At 64.7% G+C, this 18836-nt stretch carries 15 protein-coding genes; 7 read left to right on the top strand and 8 right to left on the bottom strand.

Annotation, left to right across the window (positions count from 1 at the left end; genetic code table 11):
• The first annotated feature begins 121 nt into the window (after nt 1-121).
• The 6 genes from ybaL (at nt 122) to G6N73_RS10070 (ending at nt 8027) form a co-directional block, all read left to right on the top strand.
• Complete coding sequence (ybaL, locus tag G6N73_RS10095; RefSeq protein WP_165026987.1) at nt 122-1933, top strand: YbaL family putative K(+) efflux transporter; 1812 nt, start codon at nt 122-124, stop codon at nt 1931-1933.
• A 169-nt stretch (nt 1934-2102) separates the two neighbouring features.
• Nucleotides 2103-3017, top strand: coding sequence for a metal ABC transporter substrate-binding protein (locus G6N73_RS10090; RefSeq protein ID WP_165026984.1), 915 nt, complete (start codon nt 2103-2105; stop codon nt 3015-3017).
• Nucleotides 3014-3931, top strand: a complete 918-nt coding sequence (locus tag G6N73_RS10085; RefSeq protein ID WP_165026982.1) for a manganese/iron ABC transporter ATP-binding protein — start codon at nt 3014-3016, stop codon at nt 3929-3931. Before G6N73_RS10090 ends, G6N73_RS10085 begins: the two co-directional genes overlap by 4 nt.
• On the top strand, nt 3928-4788 hold the full coding sequence (locus tag G6N73_RS10080; protein ID WP_165026979.1) for a metal ABC transporter permease: 861 nt from the start codon (nt 3928-3930) through the stop codon (nt 4786-4788). Before G6N73_RS10085 ends, G6N73_RS10080 begins: the two co-directional genes overlap by 4 nt.
• Nucleotides 4789-5212: 424 nt before the next feature.
• Complete coding sequence (locus tag G6N73_RS10075; RefSeq protein ID WP_165026977.1) at nt 5213-6055, top strand: metal ABC transporter permease; 843 nt, start codon at nt 5213-5215, stop codon at nt 6053-6055.
• 58 nt (nt 6056-6113) lie between these two features.
• Nucleotides 6114-8027 (top strand): adenylate/guanylate cyclase domain-containing protein, encoded by a 1914-nt coding sequence (locus tag G6N73_RS10070; protein ID WP_246251845.1) that lies wholly within the window; start codon nt 6114-6116, stop codon nt 8025-8027.
• 54 nt (nt 8028-8081) lie between these two features.
• Here the strand turns inward: G6N73_RS10070 and G6N73_RS10065 are convergent, their stop codons facing one another.
• The 5 genes from G6N73_RS10065 to G6N73_RS10045 form a co-directional block, all read right to left on the bottom strand.
• Nucleotides 8082-9194, bottom strand: a complete 1113-nt coding sequence (locus G6N73_RS10065; RefSeq protein ID WP_165026974.1) for an ABC transporter ATP-binding protein — start codon at nt 9192-9194, stop codon at nt 8082-8084.
• A 32-nt stretch (nt 9195-9226) separates the two neighbouring features.
• Nucleotides 9227-10894, bottom strand: coding sequence for a beta-galactosidase BglA (gene bglA, locus G6N73_RS10060; RefSeq protein ID WP_165027069.1), 1668 nt, complete (start codon nt 10892-10894; stop codon nt 9227-9229).
• 4 nt (nt 10895-10898) lie between these two features.
• Nucleotides 10899-12053 carry a carbohydrate ABC transporter permease gene (locus tag G6N73_RS10055; protein WP_165026972.1) on the bottom strand — a complete coding sequence of 385 codons (1155 nt, stop codon included), beginning with the start codon at nt 12051-12053 and terminating at the stop codon, nt 10899-10901.
• 1 nt (nt 12054) lies between these two features.
• Complete coding sequence (locus G6N73_RS10050) at nt 12055-13068, bottom strand: carbohydrate ABC transporter permease (RefSeq protein WP_165026970.1); 1014 nt, start codon at nt 13066-13068, stop codon at nt 12055-12057.
• 316 nt (nt 13069-13384) lie between these two features.
• Complete coding sequence (locus G6N73_RS10045) at nt 13385-14740, bottom strand: ABC transporter substrate-binding protein (RefSeq protein WP_165026967.1); 1356 nt, start codon at nt 14738-14740, stop codon at nt 13385-13387.
• 348 nt (nt 14741-15088) lie between these two features.
• Between G6N73_RS10045 and G6N73_RS10040 the strand changes: the two genes are divergently transcribed.
• Nucleotides 15089-16111 carry a substrate-binding domain-containing protein gene (locus tag G6N73_RS10040; protein ID WP_165026965.1) on the top strand — a complete coding sequence of 341 codons (1023 nt, stop codon included), beginning with the start codon at nt 15089-15091 and terminating at the stop codon, nt 16109-16111.
• Nucleotides 16112-16117: 6 nt separating this feature from the next.
• Here the strand turns inward: G6N73_RS10040 and G6N73_RS10035 are convergent, their stop codons facing one another.
• Genes G6N73_RS10035 through G6N73_RS10025 form a run of 3 tightly spaced genes read right to left on the bottom strand, consistent with a single transcriptional unit; the run spans nt 16118 to nt 18754 of the window.
• Nucleotides 16118-17539: a S8 family serine peptidase gene (locus G6N73_RS10035; RefSeq protein ID WP_165026962.1), complete on the bottom strand. Its 1422-nt coding sequence runs from the start codon at nt 17537-17539 to the stop codon at nt 16118-16120.
• Entirely contained in the window at nt 17529-18197 is a 669-nt protein-coding gene (locus G6N73_RS10030) for an anti-sigma factor (RefSeq protein WP_206078774.1), read from the bottom strand. Before G6N73_RS10030 ends, G6N73_RS10035 begins: the two co-directional genes overlap by 11 nt.
• On the bottom strand, nt 18194-18754 hold the full coding sequence (locus G6N73_RS10025; RefSeq protein ID WP_165026958.1) for a sigma-70 family RNA polymerase sigma factor: 561 nt from the start codon (nt 18752-18754) through the stop codon (nt 18194-18196). Before G6N73_RS10025 ends, G6N73_RS10030 begins: the two co-directional genes overlap by 4 nt.
• Between the last annotated feature and the right edge of the window lie 82 nt (nt 18755-18836).

The raw sequence follows: 18836 nt of genomic DNA, 5'->3' as shown, positions 1-18836 counted from the left end.
TGCCCCGGCTGCCTCCTCTGCGGCCAGCCGGGATTGCGCCGGTGCGAACCTCTCCGCCATATTGGAATCGCTGCGGCTTTCGCGGCGGTCCTCCATGTTTGAGTAAGGCGCATCCACGACAATGCCGCATGAAACGCCCCTGATCGCAACAATCGTCGCCGGTCTGGGGCTGGCATTCATTTTCGGGGCGCTGGCCAGCCGTTTCCGCGTGCCGCCGCTGGTCGGCTATCTGATCGCGGGCGTTCTGGTCGGGCCGAACACACCCGGCTTCGTCGCCGACCAGAGCCTTGTGCAGGAGCTCGCCGAGATCGGCGTCATCCTGCTCATGTTCGGCGTCGGCCTGCATTTTTCGCTCAAGGACCTTTTGTCGGTGCGCGCCATCGCCGTTACCGGAGCCGTGGTGCGGATGGGATTTGCGACGGCTCTGGGCGTCGCCCTGGCCTGGATGCTTGGCTGGTCCGTCGGCGCCGGCATCGTCTTCGGCCTGGCGCTTTCGGTGGCGAGCACGGTCGTGCTTTTGCGCGCGCTGCAAGAACAGCGCATGATCGAGACCGAACGCGGCCGCATTGCCGTCGGCTGGGTCATCGTCGAGGATTTGGCTATGGTTCTGGCGCTGGTCTTGCTGCCGGCGCTGGCCGGCATTCTCGGCGGCACAGGGCAGGCAGCGGACGGCGGCGGCAGTCTCTTGTCGCTGCAATTCGACCTCGGCCTGTGGGGCGCCGTCGGCGTCACGCTGGCCAAGGTCGCGGCCTTCATCATCCTCATGATTGTCGTGGGCCGCCGAGTGATCCCGTGGATACTGCACTATGCCGCGCACACCGGCTCGCGCGAATTGTTCCGGCTTGCGGTTCTCGCCATTGCGCTCGGTGTCGCCTTCGGCGCGGCAAAACTGTTCGGCGTGTCGCTGGCGCTCGGCGCGTTCTTCGCCGGCATGATCATGAGCGAATCCGAATTGTCGCATCAGGCGGCGGAAGAATCGCTGCCGCTGCGCGATGCGTTTTCGGTGCTGTTCTTCGTGTCCGTAGGCATGCTGTTCGATCCCGGAAGCCTGATCGACAACACCTGGCCGGTCCTGGCGACGCTGTTCATCATCGTCATCGGCAAGTCGGTGGCCGCCTTCCTGATCGTCCTGGCCTTCGGCTATCCGATCGCCACGGCGCTCATCATCTCGGCCAGCCTGGCGCAGATCGGCGAATTCTCCTTCATTCTCGCCGAGCTCGGCGTCGGGCTGAACCTGCTTCCCGAGCAGGGGCGCGACCTGATCCTCGCCGGCGCGATCCTGTCCATCATGCTCAACCCGTTGGTTTTTGCGGGCGCAGAGCGTCTGAAACCCTGGCTGGAAAAGCGGGCTGGCAAGACAGCGGTCGCGCCGGCGACCGAACCCGGCGAGGTAGCCACGTTGGCGCCGGCCGTAGGCGAGGCTGAAGATGGCCCTCCGCCGACAAAGCTCACCGGGCACACGATTCTTGTTGGCTACGGCCGGGTCGGCAGTCTTGTCGGTCAATCGCTCAAGCAAGCCGGTTTGCCGTTTCTCGTCATCGAGGACGCCGACAAGACGCTTGCCCGGCTGCAAGCCGACGGCATTGAGACGGTGGCCGGCAACGCCGCCAAGGGCGAGGTCTTCGCCTCGGCCAATGCAGCCGGCGCGAAGCGGCTGATCCTCGCCATCCCCAACGCCTTCGAGGCCGGCCAGATCATCCTGCGCGCGCGGGCGGCCAATCCGGCCATCGCCATCATCGCCCGCGCCCATTCCGACGCCGAGGTCGAGCACCTGACCGGGCTCGGCGCCGACACCGTCATCATGGGCGAACGCGAGATCGCCCGCGGCATCGTCGAGCAGGTTTTGCAGGGCGATGTGGAGCCGCCCCTGGCAGGCGACGAGCCGGCGACGCCGGACGATACGAAACCGACGGAACCACCCGCGGCCGCTTAGGGTCGTCCTTGTGTTTCAGGCTTACACGCTCTGCAGGTGCGCGCTTCTCGCAAGCCAATCTCGCAGTCCTTGTTGCAAACGATTTGCAATTGCATTGACAGGCGCAACGGCCTGCCCTACCTATGCGTGGGCTGCCGCATTTCGCGGCGCGCAAAAATCAGGATGTCTTATGAGATTGCTCGCTCGTGCTTCGGCCCTGCTCCTCGCCCTTGTTCTCGCCGCATGTTCTGCCGAAGGCGACGACGCCGGAAGCCGGGGGGCGGACGAAAAGATGGTTGCGGTGACCACTTTCACCGTGATCGCTGATATCGCCCGCAACGTCGCCGGAGACGCGGCGGTAGTCGAATCAATCACCAAACCCGACGCCGAGATCCACAATTACCAGCCGACGCCCGGCGACCTGATCAAGGCGCAGAAGGCCGACCTGGTCCTTTGGAACGGCCTCAACCTCGAACTCTGGTTCGAAAAGTTCTTCTCCAATCTGAGCGATGTGCCGAGCGCCGTCGTGTCGGAGGGCGTCGAGCCGATGGGCATCGCCGAAGGGCCATATACGGGCAAGCCCAATCCCCATGCCTGGATGTCGCCCGAAGCGGCGCTGATCTATGTCGAGAACATCCGCAAGGCCTTCGCGGAGCATGATCCGGAGAACGCCGAAACCTACGCGAAGAACGCCGCCGCCTATTCGGAGAAGATCAAGGCGACGGTCGAGCCGATCCGGGCGCGGCTCGCCGCCATTCCCGAGGAACGGCGCTGGCTGGTGTCCAGCGAGGGCGCGTTCTCCTATCTGGCGCGCGATTTCGGCCTGAAGGAACTCTACCTCTGGCCGATTAATGCCGACCAGCAGGGCACGCCGCAGCAGGTCCGGAAGGTCATCGACGCGGTGCGCGCCAACAACATCCCGGCGGTATTTTCGGAAAGCACCGTATCCGCCGATCCGGCCGAGCAGGTGGCACGCGAGACCGGCGCCAAATATGGCGGCGTGCTCTATGTCGATTCGCTGAGCGCCGCGGACGGGCCGGTGCCGACCTATCTCGACCTGCTCCGCGTCACCACCGAGACCATCGCGAAAGGTCTTGCCGAGTGAACGCGCCGCTCTCGACCAGGCTCCGCAAAGCGCCGCAGCCCGGCGACGGGCTTTCGGTCGAGGGCATAGCGGTCACCTACCGCAACGGCCAGACGGCGTTGCGCAACACCTCCTTCTCGATCCCGAAAGGCAGCATCACGGCGCTGGTCGGGGTCAATGGCAGCGGCAAGTCGACCCTGTTCAAGGCGATCATGGGCTTCGTGCCGCTCGCCGCCGGGCGGGTGCGGATATTCGGTGGGCCAGCAGCCGATGCGCTGAAAAGGAACGCCGTCGCCTATGTGCCGCAGAGCGAGGATGTCGACTGGAACTTTCCGGTTCTGGTCGAGGACGTAGTGATGATGGGCCGCTACGGCCACATGAATTTCCTGCGTATGGCGCGGCCCGCCGACCGGAAGGCGGTGGACGAGGCGCTGGCGCGGGTCGGCATGGCCGACTACCGCAACCGGCAGATCGGCGAGCTTTCCGGCGGCCAGAAGAAGCGCGTCTTTCTCGCCCGCGCGCTGGCCCAGGAGGGAAAAATCATCCTGCTCGACGAACCGTTCACCGGCGTCGATGTTCGCACGGAGGAGGCAATCATCGCTCTCCTGCAAGCGTTGCGCGACGAAGGCCGCATCATGCTGGTCTCGACGCACAATCTGGGTTCGGTGCCGCGCTTCTGCGACCGCGCCGTGCTCATCAACCGCACGGTGCTGGCCGAAGGGCCAACGAATGAAGTCTTCACGCACGCCAATCTGGAAAAAGCTTTCGGCGGCGTGCTGCGTCAGTTCATCCTCGGCGGCGCCGACCTGCACGACGATGCCGATCCGCGCCGGGTGACTGTGCTCACCGACGACGAACGGCCCTTCGTCATCTACGGCAATGGCGAGGATTCGCACGACTCGGCCGGCCCGGACGAACTGGACGAGAAGAAATGATCGCCGCGCTCGCCGAGCCGTTCGCCTACGGCTACATGGTCAACGCCATGTGGGTGTCGGCGCTGGTCGGCGGCGTCTGCGCTTTCCTGTCAGCCTATCTGATGCTGAAGGGGTGGTCGCTGATCGGCGACGCGCTCTCCCACGCCATCGTGCCGGGCGTGGCCGGCGCCTATATGATCGGGCTGCCCTTCGCCTTCGGCGCGTTCATTTCGGGCGGGCTGGCGGCGGCGGCGATGCTGTTTCTGAACCAGCGCACCAAGCTCAAGGAAGACGCGATCATCGGGCTGATCTTCACCTCCTTCTTCGGCCTCGGCCTTTTCATGATCTCGCTGTCGCCGGCTTCGGTGAACATCCAGACCATCGTGCTCGGCAACATCCTGGCGGTGACGCCCGGAGACACGCTGCAACTGGTCATCATCGCCGGGGTGTCGCTCGCGATACTCCTCGTCAAATGGAAGGACCTGATGGTCGTATTCTTCGACGAGAACCATGCGCGATCGGTCGGTCTCAATCCTGACTGGCTGAAGGCGGTGTTCTTCACGCTGCTTTCGGCCTGCACGGTGGCGGCGCTACAGACGGTTGGCGCGTTCCTGGTCATCGCCATGGTGGTGACGCCCGGCGCGACCGCCTACCTGCTCACCGACCGCTTTCCGCGGCTGATCATGATCAGCGTCGCGATCGGGGCGATAACGAGCCTCGTCGGCGCCTACGCCAGCTATTTCCTCGACGGCGCGACCGGCGGCATCATCGTGGTTCTGCAGACGGCGATCTTCCTGGCTGCCTTCGCGCTGGCGCCCAAGCACGGCATGCTGGCGGCCAAGCGGCGCGCCCGCGAAGCGCTGGAGGCGGGGATATGATGCCGGGTGGCATTCCGCAGTCCGGAGTCTTGTCGAAGGGCCGGACATCTCCCCCGCAAGGGGAGGGATCAGCCGTCAGGGCCGCCTTCGCCAATCGCCCCCGTCGCACAGCGAGCGTAGGCGCAAAAGCCGCCAATCGGGGCAGCCGCATATGGATGAAGTGGGGCGCTGACGCATCCCTCCCCCTTGGGGGGAGGGATAGAGGGTGGGGGCATCTAAGCAGCGTCCCTGTCCGATTTCACGCTAAACACAGAGTAGTTCGAAGACACCTGACGCAGTTTCTACCTCTACTCTCTATCCCTCCCCGCAAGGGGAAGGGATGCGTCCAATTATATAGTATCGCCCTGCCTTGTTTGGAAGATGTCCGGCCCTTCGACAAAGCACGAAATAGAAGGCGTGCTGCGCCGGTCCACGAGGTGCGGCCATGTTAGACACCATCCTCCTGCCCTTCCAGTTTCCCTTCATGCAGCAGGCCTTCGTCATCGCCGTGCTGGTCGCCGTGCCGATGGCGCTCTTGTCGTCCTTTCTGGTGCTGAAGGGCTGGTCGCTGATGGGCGACGCCATCAGCCATGCCGTGCTGCCCGGCATCGTGCTCGCTTATATTGCCGGCCTGCCGCTCGCCGTCGGCGCATTCGGCGCGGGCATGGTCTGCGCGCTGGCCACCGGCTTCCTCAAGGAAAACAGCCGGGTCAAGGAAGATACCGTCATGGGCGTCGTCTTTTCCGGCATGTTCGGGCTCGGCATCGTGCTCTACACCAAGATCGAGACCGACGTTCACCTCGACCATATACTGTTCGGCGACATGCTCGGCGTCACCTGGGCCGACGTGGCCGAAAGCGGCGTCATCGCCGCTATTGCGGGCGGCGCGATCATGATCTTCCGGCGCGATCTCCTCGTTCACGCCTTCGACCCGCAGCACGCGCGCGCCATCGGCCTGCCGGTCCGGCTCCTCCACTACGGGCTGCTGTCGATCCTGTCGCTGACCATTGTAGGGGCGCTGAAGGCGGTCGGCATCATCATCGCCATCGCAATGCTGATCGCGCCCGGCGCCATCGCCTTCCTGCTCACCGACCGCTTCGACCGCATGCTCATGTTCGCGGTCGCCATCGCGGCCCTGGCGTCGTTCTTCGGCGTCTATCTGAGCTTCTTCCTCGATTCGGCGCCCGCGCCGACAATCGTGCTCCTGATGAGCTTGACCTTCGTCGCCGCTTTCTTCATCTCGCGCCGCAAGACCGCCCGCGCCGAACAGGCTGCCGAGCCAGCCTGAACGTTGTTGCGTGCACTCCAGGCTTGCAATTCGTCGGCCCGTCACGACATTTGATGCCATGGATTCGTCGAATGAACCGGTGCGCCTGGTCCGCCCCGCCAAGAAGTGGCGGCGCATGCCGGTCGCGGCCATCATGGCGATCAGCTTCGGCACGCTCGTCTTCCTGTCGATCGGCGGCGTGCTGACTCTGACGGTCGGCGCCAATATCCGCAACACACTCGACCTGCTCGGCGCGCAGTCCACCCTGCTCGTCGATGCGATGGAGGATTTGTTGCGCGCGGAGATGGAGCAGGCTGAAAGCGCCGTGAACGGCATCTCCAAGCTCTATGCGCAGGGCGAGTTCCTGATCGACGACGATGACGCTATGTCGGCGGCTCTTTCGGGCGCACTCTTGGCCGCCCAGCCCGCGACCGCCATGCTGATCTGCACGCCGGATATGATCTGCCGGGGCGTCGCCCGCGATACAGACGGAAAGGTCGAGCTTCTGCCGCCTGAGGTCGAGAAATCGCCGCAGGTGCTGGCCGCCCTGGAGCAACGCCGCCAGACCAACCGGCTGTTGTGGGGATCCTTTGTGGCCAACGAGCACGGCCTGTACGCCAATGTGTCGGCGCCGCTCTCTCGCGGGGCCGCACCGCAAGGCTGGGTGATCGCGGCGGTCGAGCTGCAGAAGCTCTCCGAGATCACGCGGGACCTCTCGATGCGGTTCGGAACGCATGCCTTCATCCTTGATGGCGAGGACCGCGTCATTGCCGACGAACGCCTGTCCCAACCCGATGCGCGCAAGAACGGCATGGCGCCGCTGATGCCGCTCGCGACGTTCGGTGACCCGGTGCTGGCCACCTATTCCACTCGCAAGGTAGAGGATCAGTTCGACGCCAGACGCACCCGCGATGTCGAGCTTTCGGAAATAAATATCGATGGCGGGGACGATGACTGGTGGGGCGACAATGCCTACGTTGCCATCACCCGCAAGATTCCTGGCTATGGCGAGCGGCCCTGGACGATTGGCGCATACTTCAAAGGCAGCCAGGTCGGCAGCGAGATCGAGCGTGTCATGGGATCGGCCATGCTCGGGCTTGCCGCGATGGCCGCCGCGGTGATCGTCGCCATCCTACTCGGCAGGCGCCTTTCGCGACCCATACAGGCGATCGCCGGACAGGCGACGCGAGTCGCCGATTTCGATCTAGACGGCGTGGCTCCGCTGCCGCGCAGCCGGATCAAGGAACTGGACGATCAGGCGTCAGCCTTCAATGCCATGCTGATCGGACTGCGCGCCTTCTCCACCTACATTCCGCGCTCACTTGTCGCCAAGCTGGTGCGCACTGGCGAGATCGGCATCGCCGAACCGCGTGAGACGGTCGTCACGGTGATGTTCACCGACATCGCCGATTTCACGGCGCTGTCGGAGCAGTTGGACGCGGCGGCGGTGTCGAAGCTCTTGAACCGTCATTTCGCCATCCTGTGCCGCGCCGTGGACGCGCATGGCGGCACAGTCGACAAATTCCTCGGCGACGGCATGATGGCATTCTTCGGCGCTCCCGACCGGCTGAAGGGCCATGCCGCTGCGGCCGTCCGCGCCGCCGCTCAGATCAGGGAGTATCTTGCAGCCGACAACAAGGCGGCAGTGCTGGAGGGACTGCCGGCCCTCAAGGTGCGGATCGGCATCCATACCGGCCCAGTCATCGTCGGCAATATCGGCGCTTCGGACCGCGTAAACTATACGATCATCGGTGACACGGTGAATGTCAGCCAGAGGCTGCAGGGGCTGGGCAAGACGCTGGCGCCCGAAGCCCAGACCATGATCGCCATCTCGGCCGAGACCGCGTCGCGCCTCGACGAACGCTTCGAGGTCATACCCTCGGGGCGGCACAGGCTGCGCGGCAGGGGCGAGGCGATCGAGCTCTTTCTTGTGGGCGAAGTCGCCGATGTCAGCGCCGAAGCTGCGGCCGAACGCCAAATGAGCGTGGCCTGACAGCAGGCGGCTCCCGTTCGGGAGCCCGCCACAAGACGCCAGACGGGAGGAGAGTCAGGCCGCCTGCGCCGCCAGCCTTTCGCGCGCGAAGGAGTGCCCTTCAGCGTCGAATATGTGCAGATCGCCGGCGTCGGCGGTCAGGCGCAGCACGGTTCCGCGCTTGACCTCGGCATTGCCGGGCAGCTTGGCCACCAGCGGCTCGTCGGCGCGGCCGATGCCGACATAGACCAGTTGCACCTCGCCCAGTTGCTCGACATAGTCGACCGGCCCCTCGAACAGGAAGTCCGCGCCCGTCGCCACTCGAAGGTCCTCCGGGCGGACGCCGAAGCTGATCGTCGCGCCGGCGGCCTCGGCCGGCGTCGTCACCGGCAGGCTTACCTTGCGACCGCCGACATGGGTGATGACCGTCTCGCGGCCGGGTCTGTCGATCGTCGCCGGCACGATGTTCATGGCCGGCGAGCCGATGAATTGCGCGACGAAGAGATTGCCGGGATGCCGGTAAAGCTCCATAGGCGTGCCGACCTGCTCGATGACGCCCTCCTTCAGGACGACGATACGGTCGGCCAGCGTCATCGCCTCGACCTGGTCGTGGGTGACGTAGATCATCGTCGTGTTGGGCATCGATTCCTTGAGCTTGGCGATCTCGATGCGGGTCGCCACGCGCAGCGCGGCGTCGAGGTTCGATAGCGGCTCGTCGAACAGGAACACCTTCGGGTTGCGAACGATGGCGCGGCCGATGGCGACGCGCTGGCGCTGGCCGCCCGACATCGCCTTGGGCAGGCGGTCGAGAAATTTGGTCAGTTGCAGGATCTCGGCGGCCTGGCGCACGCGCTTGTCGATCTCGGCCTTGCTCTCGCGCGCGATCTTCATCGAGAACGCCATGTTGTCGTAGACGGTCATGTGCGGGTAGAGCGCGTAGCTCTGGAACACCATGGCGATGCCGCGCTTCGATGGCGGCACGTCGTTGACCGTCTCGCCGGCGATCTGCAGCGTGCCGGAGGTGATTTCCTCGAGGCCGGCGATCGTGCGCAGCAGCGTCGACTTCCCGCAGCCCGACGGCCCGACGAAGACGATGAATTCGCCCGACTTTATGTCGAGGTCGATGCCGTGAAGGATGTTCAGGTTGCCGTAGGCTTTCCTGATTTGCCTGAGGGTGAGATCGGCCATGCTTTTCCTCCCGAATTCTTCTTGTCTGTCGCTCAGGCAATGCGCCCGAACCACGCTCCGTAGCTGCCCAGCCGGATTTTGCCTGCATCCGCTTGTCCGGTAAACCCGTGCCCGGTAAGCGGCTGGACCGTGCGATCGCCGCCGAGATCGACGCTTGCCTGTCCGGCGCCGAGGTTGAAGGCGCAGACGATCTCCTCATTGCCCTGACGCCGGGTGAAGGCGACAACATCGCCCTCCCCGGCCAGGAACTCGATCTCGCCCTTGGCGAAAGCCGGATGCGCGCGGCGGAAGGCGAGGAAGCGGCGGTAGTGCTCGAGCAGCGAGTTTTCGTCGCCCTGCTGTGCGCTGACCGCCTGCGCGAGATGCTCCCGCGGCGCCGGCAGCCATGGCTTGGCCGATGAGAAGCCGCCATTCGGCGCATTTTGGTCCCACACCATCGGCGTGCGGCAGCCGTCGCGGCCCTTGAATTCGGGCCAGAAGCGTATGCCGTAGGGGTCCTGCAGATCCTCGAAGGCGAGATCGGCTTCGCCCAGGCCCAATTCCTCGCCCTGATAGAGGCAGACCGAGCCGCGCAGCGACATCAGCAGCGCTGAAATGACCTTCAGATAAGCGGTCCTGTCGGCCTCGCCTTTGCCCCAGCGCGTGGCATGACGCATCACGTCATGGTTGGAGAAGGCCCAGCACGACCAGCCGTCACTGGCCGCCGCACCGAAATCCTCGAGCACGGTGCGCACCTTGGCGGCGCTGATCTTTTCGGGCGCCAGGAAATCGAAGGCGTAGCACATCTGCACCTTGTCGCCGCCGGCTGTGTAGGAAGCGACGACTTCGAGCCCGCGCTGCGAATCGCCGACCTCGCCGACCGCCGCCGCCGCCGGATACTCGTCGAGCAAAGCGCGGAAGCGGGCGAGGAAAGCAAGGTTTTCCGGCCGGCTCTTGTCGTAGATGTGGTGCTGGTAATTATACGGGTTCACCGCCGGGGCGGTCTGGTCGTTGCGCAATTCGGGCGGCAGCGGCGGATTGTCCTCCAGCCCCTGGCTGTGGAAGTAGAAGTTGATTGTATCGAGCCGGAAACCGTCGACGCCGCGGTCGAGCCAGAAACGGGTGACGCCGAGCAAGGCGTCCTGCACGTCCTTGTTGTGGAAGTTGAGGTCCGGCTGCTCGGCCAGGAAATTGTGCAGGTAATATTGCTGGCGGCGCGTGTCCCATTGCCACGCCGAGCCGCCGAAAATCGACAGCCAGTTGGTGGGCGGCGTGCCGTCGGGCTTGGCGTCCGCCCACACGTACCAGTCGGCCTTGGCGTTGTCGCGGCTGGAGCGGCTTTCCTTGAACCAGGGATGCTCGTCGGACGTATGCGAGATCACCTCGTCGATCATCACCCGCAGGCCCAGCCGGTGCGCCTCGGCTATTAGATCGTCGAAATCGGCCAGCGTGCCGAACATCGGATCGACGTCGCAATAATCCGAGACATCGTAGCCGAAATCCTTCATCGGCGACTTGAAGAACGGCGAGATCCAGATCGCGTCGGCGCCCAGCGAGGCAATGTAGGGAAGCCGGCGGATGATGCCCTTCAGGTCGCCTATGCCGTCGCCGTTGGAATCCTGGTAGCTGCGCGGATAGATCTGATAGATGACCGCTCCGCGCCACCAGTCGCGGTCGACTGCGAGCGCCGGCTCTTCCGCCTTGCGCAGAACGGCCTGCATCATATCAGCCTCCTTTGACCGAGCCCGCGAGCAGACCGCGGACGAAATAGCGTTGCAGCGAGAAGAACACGATCAGCGGCACGATGATCGTCACGAAGGCCGAAGCCGTCAGGATTTCCCAATCGCCGCCGCGCGAACCGAGGAGCGCGTTGAGCCTTGCGGTCAAGACGAGCTGTGTGGCGTCGGTCTTGAGGAAGACCATCGCTACCAGCAGATCGTTCCACACCCACAGGAACTGGAAGATGGCGAAGGAAGCGAGCACCGGGAACGACAGCGGCAGCACGATCTTGACGAATATCTCGAAGTCGCTGGCGCCGTCGATGCGGGCCGATTCCATCAGTTCGCGTGGCAGGCCGGCCATGTAGCTCCTCAAGAGGTAGATCGCGAAAGGCAGGCCGAAACCGGTATGGGCCAGCCATATGCCGAGATAGGTCTTGGACGGCACGCCGAACAGTTCGCCCACGTCATTATACAGTTCCAGCAGCGGGATCAGCGTCATTTGCAGCGGCACGACGAGCAGGCCGATGATGGTCGCAATGAGAAGCGCGCGGCCGGGAAAGCGCATCCAGGCGAGCGCGTAGGCGGCGAAGGCGGCGATCATGATCGGGATCACGGTCGCCGGTATGGTGACCGTCAGAGAGTTGATGAAGGAGCGGCCGATGCCTTCAGAAAACAGCACGTTCGCGTAATTTTCGGTGGTGAAGCGCGGCGGCACCGTCGCGGCATAATAGACGCGCCGGCCGCGCGTGGCGTCGGAGGCTGCCGGCATCGTCATGATGAAACCGCCATCGGCATTGACCTGCATGGTCTCGCCGTCGCCGAGATCGGCGACGCTGCCGGCTTCGAACTCGGTCGGCGCCTGGGCGCGGATGCCGAAATTGGTGATCGCGCGGCTTCCCGGCACCTCGAACAGATTGCCTTCCAGCACGAATTTGCCGTCCCTTTCGGCCGCTGTGTTGGGCGGCGGCAGCCGCCCGGCCTCGGTCTGGGTGGAACTTGTAAGCGATGTCCACCAGCCGGAGACGATGATCTGATCCTTGTCGCGCAGCGAGGAGATCAGGATGCCGAGCGTCGGAAGGGTCCAGAGCGCGACGAAGAAGAGAACCGCTATGTGGACGCCGAAGCGGCCGAGGTAGGACTTGCCGGTCGGATTGGCCATCTCAGTGTCCTCCGGTCTCTTTGTTGGCCTGGCGGATGTTCCAGATCATGATCGGCAGCACCGCGAGCATGATGATGATGGCGATCGTCGCGCCGCGGCCGAAATCGCCGCCGCCACGGAACATCCAATCAAACATGAGGTTGGCGAGAACCTGGCTGTTCCACTGGCCGTTGGTCATGGTCAGCACGATGTCGAATACCTTGAGCACCAGTATGGTGATGGTGGTCCAGACGACGGCGATCGTGCCCCATATCTGCGGTATCATGATCTTCCAGAAAATCTGGAACGGGTTGGCGCCGTCGATGACGGCGGCTTCCAGCGTCTCCTCGGGAATGCCGCGCAGCGCCGACGACAGGATGACCATGGCGAAGCCGGTCTGGATCCAGATCAGGATGACCATAAGGAAAAAATTGTTCCAGAGCGGCAGCGATATCCAGACCTGCGGCGAGCCGCCGAAGAACTGCACGATGGAATTGAGGATGCCGATCTGGGTCTGGCCCTCACCGCGATATTCATAGACGAACTTCCAGATCACGCTGGCGCCGACGAAGGAAATGGCGAGCGGCAGGAAGATCAGGCTCTTGGCGATCGTGCCCCACCAGATCTTGTCGGTCAGAACGGCGATCACCAGCCCGAGAAACGTGCAGGCGGCCGGAACGACGAGCAGCCAAAGCAGATTGTTGAAGATCGAATTGCGGAACTCGCGGTCCCCGAACGCCCAGGAATAGTTGGCGACGCCGACGAAATTCTCGCCGCCGCGGTCGTGGAAGGACAGGATCAGCGTCTGGACCACGGGATAGATCAGATAGACCGTCAGAATGATCAGCGCCGGCCCGATGAAGAGCCATGGCCGGATGACTCCCTGGCGGCGCAGATTGTCGATCGCCGCCCCACCTTTCACGCCACGCGAGGGAAAGATCACGTCGAGCAGCTTGTTGGCGCCCCAGAAATAGCCGACGCAGCCGCCGACGCCGATGATGATGACCAGGATCGCCGAAAAAATCTGAGCCGCCATGGGTTCCTCCCCCTGATGTGGCCTGCGATGTGGGGCTCGCGGCCTGTTGCTTCGACCTTGTCCGCGAGCAGCTACTTTCTTCAAACTTGGCGCTGCCCCTCACCTGCCTGCCGGCATCCTCTCCCCGTGAAGAACGGGGAGAGGCCAGAACCGCACCGGTTTCGCCAACTTTCAACGATGACAATTGGCGAAGGAGCCTATGAAGGCGGCCCTCTCCCCGTCCTGAGCTTGTCGAAGGATAACGGGGAGAGGATGCCGGCAGGCAGGTGAGGGGCAGCGCAATCACGTCTAGCTGCGCGGCATGCCGAACTTTGCTCTACTTGATCGCGTCCCAGCTCGTCTGGATATCGGCCGCGACGTCGGCAGACGGCTTTCCGCCGACCAGGTCGATCATGCCGGTCCAGAAGGCGCCGGCGCCGATCTTGCCGGGCATCAGGTCGGAACCGTCGAAGCGGAAGGTCGACGCATTGACCAGGATTTCGCCCTGCTTCTTCAGCGCTTCATTGGCATAGGCTTCACCGTTCACCGTCTTCAGCGGGGTCAGGAAGCCCGACTGCGCCATCCAGATCTCGTGCGACAGCGGCATCTTCAGGAAGTCGATGAAGGCGCGCGCGGCCTTGGAGTCCTTGGTGATGCTGAACAGCGTTCCAGCGCCGAGCACCGGCTTGCCGAGTTCAGGCGTCGCAGCCATGGGCGGGAGGTAGAAGAAATCCGCGCCTTCACCGAGCTCGGTGCCTTCCGGGAAGAAGGATGAGATGAACGAGGCCTGGCGGTGCAGATAGCATTTCGGCGGGATGCCGAAGAGGCCCTTCGGGCTGTCGCGGAAGTCGGTGGCCGCGACAGCCGCCGCGCCGCCGTCTACCATGGCGTCGTTAGTCGCGATATTGGCGAAGATGTCGAGAGCCTCGACGACCGCCGGATCGTTGAACGGAATCTCGTTCTTGGTCCACTTGTCGTAGGTTTCCGGCGGCTGCGTGCGCAGCATGATGTCCTCGATCCAGTCGGTCGCCGGCCAGCCGGTCGCGCCGCCCGAACCCAGGCCGATGCACCAGGGCTTGCCGCCGTCGGCGACGATCTGGTCGGCGAGAGCCTGCAGTTCTTCCCAGGTCTTCGGCACTTCGTAGCCGGCTTCCTCGAAATTTTCCGGCACGTACCAGACAATCGACTTCAGATCGGCCTTGTAAGGGAACGCAAAGTAACCCGGCTTGCCGTCCTTGTCGTTGTAGGTGCCGAGGTCGACCCACGACTGGCCTGCGCCGTAATTGTCCTTGACGAAAGTCGCGGTCTCCTCGCCGAGCGGCGTCAGCAGGCCCTTGGAAGCAAGATCCTGGATCAGACCCGGCTGCGGCAGTACGGCGATGTTGGGCGGGCTGCCCGCCTGCGTGTCGATGACGATCTGTTGTTCATAATTTTCCGACGAAGAATAGTTGATCGTCGCGCCGGTGGCCTCGGTGAAATATTCGAGAACGGAGCGGATCAAGGCTTCGTCTTCGCCGCGCCATGGGCCGAAGATCGACAGCGTCTCGCCCTTCAGGTCGACTTTCTTCAGCTCTTCGTAGTTGGCCCAGGTGAAGCGGGGATCCTCGCCCGGTTGGAATTTCAGTTCGGCGTGAGCCGGCGCGCCAAAAGCGAGCGCGGCAAGGGCGGCGCCCAGCATCAGGGTTTTTTTCATGATAGTCCTCCCAACGGTTCTCAATGGAGACGGAACCTCCATTCCGTCCTGCCGGCGGCCGCTCGAATGTGCCCCAGCCCCGTGCGGATCGCAACCGCATAGGTAGAGCTCCCAAAGCGCTTTGGCTGACTGCATCACGCCACCGAACCGGCAAAGAGTCAAGAGCTCCGGGTCATAAACCGATTTAAAATGCGCCAATCGCGCAGCGCAGCATGCTTTTTTGGGGCTGCAGCATGCAATATCGCTTCTGAACAGGCGATTCGCGACCTATAGTGAATGTTGCGCGACAGGAGACAAAAGCGGCAATCCGGCTGCATTCAAAGCGCTTTGAGAATCTGGAGCTCTGCTGTGAACCTCAAACAGCTGTCGCATATGCTGCAACTCTCGCAGACGACGGTGAGCCGGGCGCTGAACGGCTACCCGGAAGTCAGCGAGGAAACCCGCCGCCGCGTCACCGACGCCGCCAAGCGCCACGGCTACCGGCCGAACCCGAGCGCGAGACGCCTGGCGACCGGCAAGGCCGGCATGATCGGCTATGTGCTGCCGACCGGCGCCTCGGTCGACATCGACCCGCATTTCGTCGAATTCCTGTCGGGGCTGGGCGATTACGCGCGCTCGCACGAGCTTGATCTGGTGCTGAGCCCGGCCGACGCCGACGACGAGGAGACGACCTACCGGCGCGTCGCCGCCAACAAACAGGTCGACGCCGTCTATATCTCCGCGCCGCGCCCCGCCGACCGGCGCATCTCGCTGGTCAACCAGCTCGGCCTGCCCTTCCTGGTGCACGGCCGCGCCGAAGGGCTCGATTTCGACTATCCCTTCCTCGACATCGACAATGAGGGCGCATTCCACGAGGCGGCGCGGCTGCTGGTCCAACTCGGCCACAAACGCATTGCGCTGATCAATGGCGACGACGGGCAGACTTTCGCGATCTTCCGCGAGCGCGGCGTCAGGCGCGCGCTGGCTTCCGCCGGGCTGGCGCTGCCGCCCGAAAGGATCCGCTCGGTGGCGATGACCGAAGAGAACGGCTACCGCTCGGCGCGCAGCCTGCTCGAGCAGCCCGAACCGCCAACGGCGATCGCCTGCTCCAGCCTGATCATGGCGCTCGGCGTGGTGCGCGCCGTGCGCGATCTCGGCCTGACCATCCCCGGCGACGTGTCGCTAGTCGCACATGACGACGTGTTTCCGTGGCTGAGGCCCGAGCATTTTTCCGTGCCGCTGTCGACGACGCGCTCGTCGATCCGGGCGGCGGGCGCGCGGATCGCCGAGCGGCTGGTGGCACGGATTTCGGGCCTGGAAGAGGGCGCGCGGGGTGAGATCTGGCCGGTCGACCTGGTCGTTCGCGGCTCGATCGCCGGCGCGGCGGGCTAACCGCGCCTATTCCTTCGCCGCATCCGCCGCCTTGGCGTTGAGCAGGCCGTAACCGAAATCGCCGTCGCGGCCGGCGCTGCCGAGATCGGTGGCGGTTTCGGCCAGCGCCTTCTCGATCCAGTCGGCCGAGCGCTCGGGATTGCTGCGGATCAGATTGGCGACCGCGCCCGAGACGATCGCTGCGGCGAAGGAGGTGCCGGTGACGAGGTCCGAGCCGCCGCCGACCGGCGCGATCATGTCGACGCCGGGGGCCGACAGATAGACGTAAGGCCCGCGATTGGCCTGCTGCATCAGCCGGTCCTGCTCGTCGGTTGCGGTCACGGCGGTCACGCCGGCATAGGCGGCGGGATAGCCGAACGGCGCTTTCGGGCCGTTATTGCCGGCCGCCGCGATCAGCACCATGTTTTGCGCCCGCGCATTGCGGCAGGCGGTCTCCAGCAATTCGTTGCGCGGCCCGACGAAGCTCATATTGATGATGCGCACATCCCTGCCTGCCGCCCAGTCGAGCGCGCTCAGGATCGTGTCCATGGTTGACTTGCCGTTCTCGAACGCACGGGCATGGTAGATGCTCGATCCGGGCGCCATGCCGCGAAACGGCCCCGTGCCGGCGATCAGCCCGGCGACCGAAGTGCCGTGGTCGCGCGAGGCGATCTCGACCTCCGGCATGGCGTCGAAAATCTCGGCAACGACGCCTTTCAACGCCGGATGCGTCTCGTCCACCGCAGTGTCGATGACGGCGATGCGCACATCCTTGCCGCTGGCCGCGGCGGAATCCAGCGCGATGCGCTGGAAGGCGTAGTTGATGACTGCCGGCGCCTGCTGGAGGTCGTAGACGTGGTTGGGCACGCGCCCCTGCGCGCGGCCGTCGGCGGCAAGTTGGGCCAGCACGACGCCGACCGGCCGGCCGTCGGGAATGCCGAAGCGCACGACGGTCAGGCCGAGCAGGGTCGAAAGCCGCTGCGAGCGTATCTCGAGCCCGAAATCCGCCGCGATGTCCTGGACGACCGCGCCGTCGCCTTCGATGGTCACCAGCACCTCGTCGGGGACGAACTCGCCGGCAATCGCCTGCGCCGGGGCGGCGAGCGGCTGGCGCGCAGCAGTGGCAGCGGCCGCGCCGAGCGGATTTCGCGCCGGCACAGGCGGCGGTCCTCCCGCTTGCGTGTTTGAGGGCGGCGCCTGTCCCGCGCCGCTGCCCGGCTGAGCCGGCTCGCGGCCGGCGGGATTGGGAAACAGGTCGAACAGCAAATCCGGCAGCAGCACGGCATTTTGGCCGCCGCGATCATCGTCCGGATCCGTGCCTTCAGGCTGAACGGTTATCCGATCGGTCGGGAGCGCGCCGGAAGGGTCGTTGGTCTGCGCCAAAGCCGGAGCCACGCCCGCAAGCATGGCAGCCGAAAACGCCGCAATCCTGAATGCCTTACCCGCCATTGGACGGTTTCCTGCCTTCGGAAACAGTCTCGGCAAAGGGCTGGGCGGCAATAAGGCCGACCAGCCTGTCATAGTCGGCGGCGGTCTTCGCGGGGATGGCGATGCGGAACACGCCGCCCGCCGTCGGCCCACCGGCGATGGCCGCGCCGTTTTCCATGAGGAAGGCCGAGATGTCGGCCATCTCCGCCTCCGGCCTGAACTTGACGAAGGCGAACGGCATCGCGCCGACGCCGCCTTGCTCTCCGGCGATCTCGAAATCGCCGCCCTGCCTGCCGGTGTCGAGCGCCGTCTGCACGACAAGCAGCATGACCGCCGCGGCGGCCGTTGCCCAGGCGAGCCCCGCCGGCAGGCCGGCGATCCGTTCCCAGACGTTGGCGAGCCAGGATTTTCCCGCCTGCGACCTCGCGGGCACGGCTTCCGCCTCCAGCGCCTTCGAAAAGCGGCTCAGCGCATCGGCGGGAGGCCGCAGCGCCTCGTTGGCGGCGACCGCGCCGGCAAATTCCGCGTCGGCTTCGGCGAGCGCCACCGCCGCCTCAGGGTCTGAGGCCAGCCACTCCTCGACGGCTTCGAGGTCGTCGCCTTCCAGCGTGCCGTTCAGGTAGAAAGGCAGCAGCGCTTCCAGTTCGTCGCGGCGCGACATGTTTTCCCCGGCGCTCATGGCCAACCCCTGTCGTGACCGGCGGCTTTCAGCGCCTCGCCCAGCTTCTTGCGGGCATAAAACATCCGGGTCTTCACCGTCGCCACCGGTATAGACAGGATCTCGCCGATCTCGCTGACCGACTTGCCGTGATAATAGGCGAGGTCGACCACCGTGCGATGCTCCTCGGGCAGCGCGTCGACCATGCGCCTGAGCGCCGCCGCCTTGTTCTCCTTCATCACCGTCACTTCCGGCGTATCGGCGCTGTCTGCAATCGCGGCAGCGTCGTCATCGTCGATCCACGCCTCGCTTTTCTTGCGCAGATGCGACAGCGCCTTGAAGCGGGCAATGCCCAGCAGCCAGGTCGAGACTTCCGACCGGCCCTCGAAGCGCGGCGCCTGCCGCCACAGCTCCAGAAAAACTTCGTTGGCTATGTCGTCCGCCATCGCTTCCGATCCCGTCTGGCGCGCCACGAAACGGTAGACCCGCGCGTGGTGGCGCATGAACAGAAGCCGCACGGCAGCGCGGTCGCCCTTGGCGACGCGGCCGACCAGGTCACGATCGGTATCGTTCGTCATGACCGGCGCTTCTGTCGGCTCTGTCGCATGCAGCCTCGGAAAGGTTCACCCCGTTGATGAAGGATTAGACCAAGAGGGGGAA

Source organism: Allomesorhizobium camelthorni (genome assembly GCF_011045125.1).
Taxonomy (GTDB): domain Bacteria; phylum Pseudomonadota; class Alphaproteobacteria; order Rhizobiales; family Rhizobiaceae; genus Allomesorhizobium; species Allomesorhizobium camelthorni.
Note: the sequence above shows the minus strand (reverse complement) of the source record. Positions and strands in the feature narration are given on the sequence as shown.

Coding starts and splice junctions, on each gene's coding strand:
- G6N73_RS10090 (WP_165026984.1), top strand. CDS start 2,103: ATGAGATTGCTCGCTCGTGCTTCGGCCCTGCTCCTCGCCCTTGTTCTC.
- G6N73_RS10080 (WP_165026979.1), top strand. CDS start 3,928: ATGATCGCCGCGCTCGCCGAGCCGTTCGCCTACGGCTACATGGTCAAC.
- G6N73_RS10055 (WP_165026972.1), bottom strand. CDS start 12,053: ATGGCCAATCCGACCGGCAAGTCCTACCTCGGCCGCTTCGGCGTCCAC.
- G6N73_RS10030 (WP_206078774.1), bottom strand. CDS start 18,197: ATGAGCGCCGGGGAAAACATGTCGCGCCGCGACGAACTGGAAGCGCTG.
- ybaL (WP_165026987.1), top strand. CDS start 122: ATGCCGCATGAAACGCCCCTGATCGCAACAATCGTCGCCGGTCTGGGG.
- G6N73_RS10050 (WP_165026970.1), bottom strand. CDS start 13,068: ATGGCGGCTCAGATTTTTTCGGCGATCCTGGTCATCATCATCGGCGTC.
- G6N73_RS10065 (WP_165026974.1), bottom strand. CDS start 9,194: ATGGCCGATCTCACCCTCAGGCAAATCAGGAAAGCCTACGGCAACCTG.
- bglA (WP_165027069.1), bottom strand. CDS start 10,894: ATGCAGGCCGTTCTGCGCAAGGCGGAAGAGCCGGCGCTCGCAGTCGAC.
- G6N73_RS10025 (WP_165026958.1), bottom strand. CDS start 18,754: ATGACGAACGATACCGATCGTGACCTGGTCGGCCGCGTCGCCAAGGGC.
- G6N73_RS10045 (WP_165026967.1), bottom strand. CDS start 14,740: ATGAAAAAAACCCTGATGCTGGGCGCCGCCCTTGCCGCGCTCGCTTTT.
- G6N73_RS10070 (WP_246251845.1), top strand. CDS start 6,114: ATGGATTCGTCGAATGAACCGGTGCGCCTGGTCCGCCCCGCCAAGAAG.
- G6N73_RS10075 (WP_165026977.1), top strand. CDS start 5,213: ATGTTAGACACCATCCTCCTGCCCTTCCAGTTTCCCTTCATGCAGCAG.
- G6N73_RS10035 (WP_165026962.1), bottom strand. CDS start 17,539: ATGGCGGGTAAGGCATTCAGGATTGCGGCGTTTTCGGCTGCCATGCTT.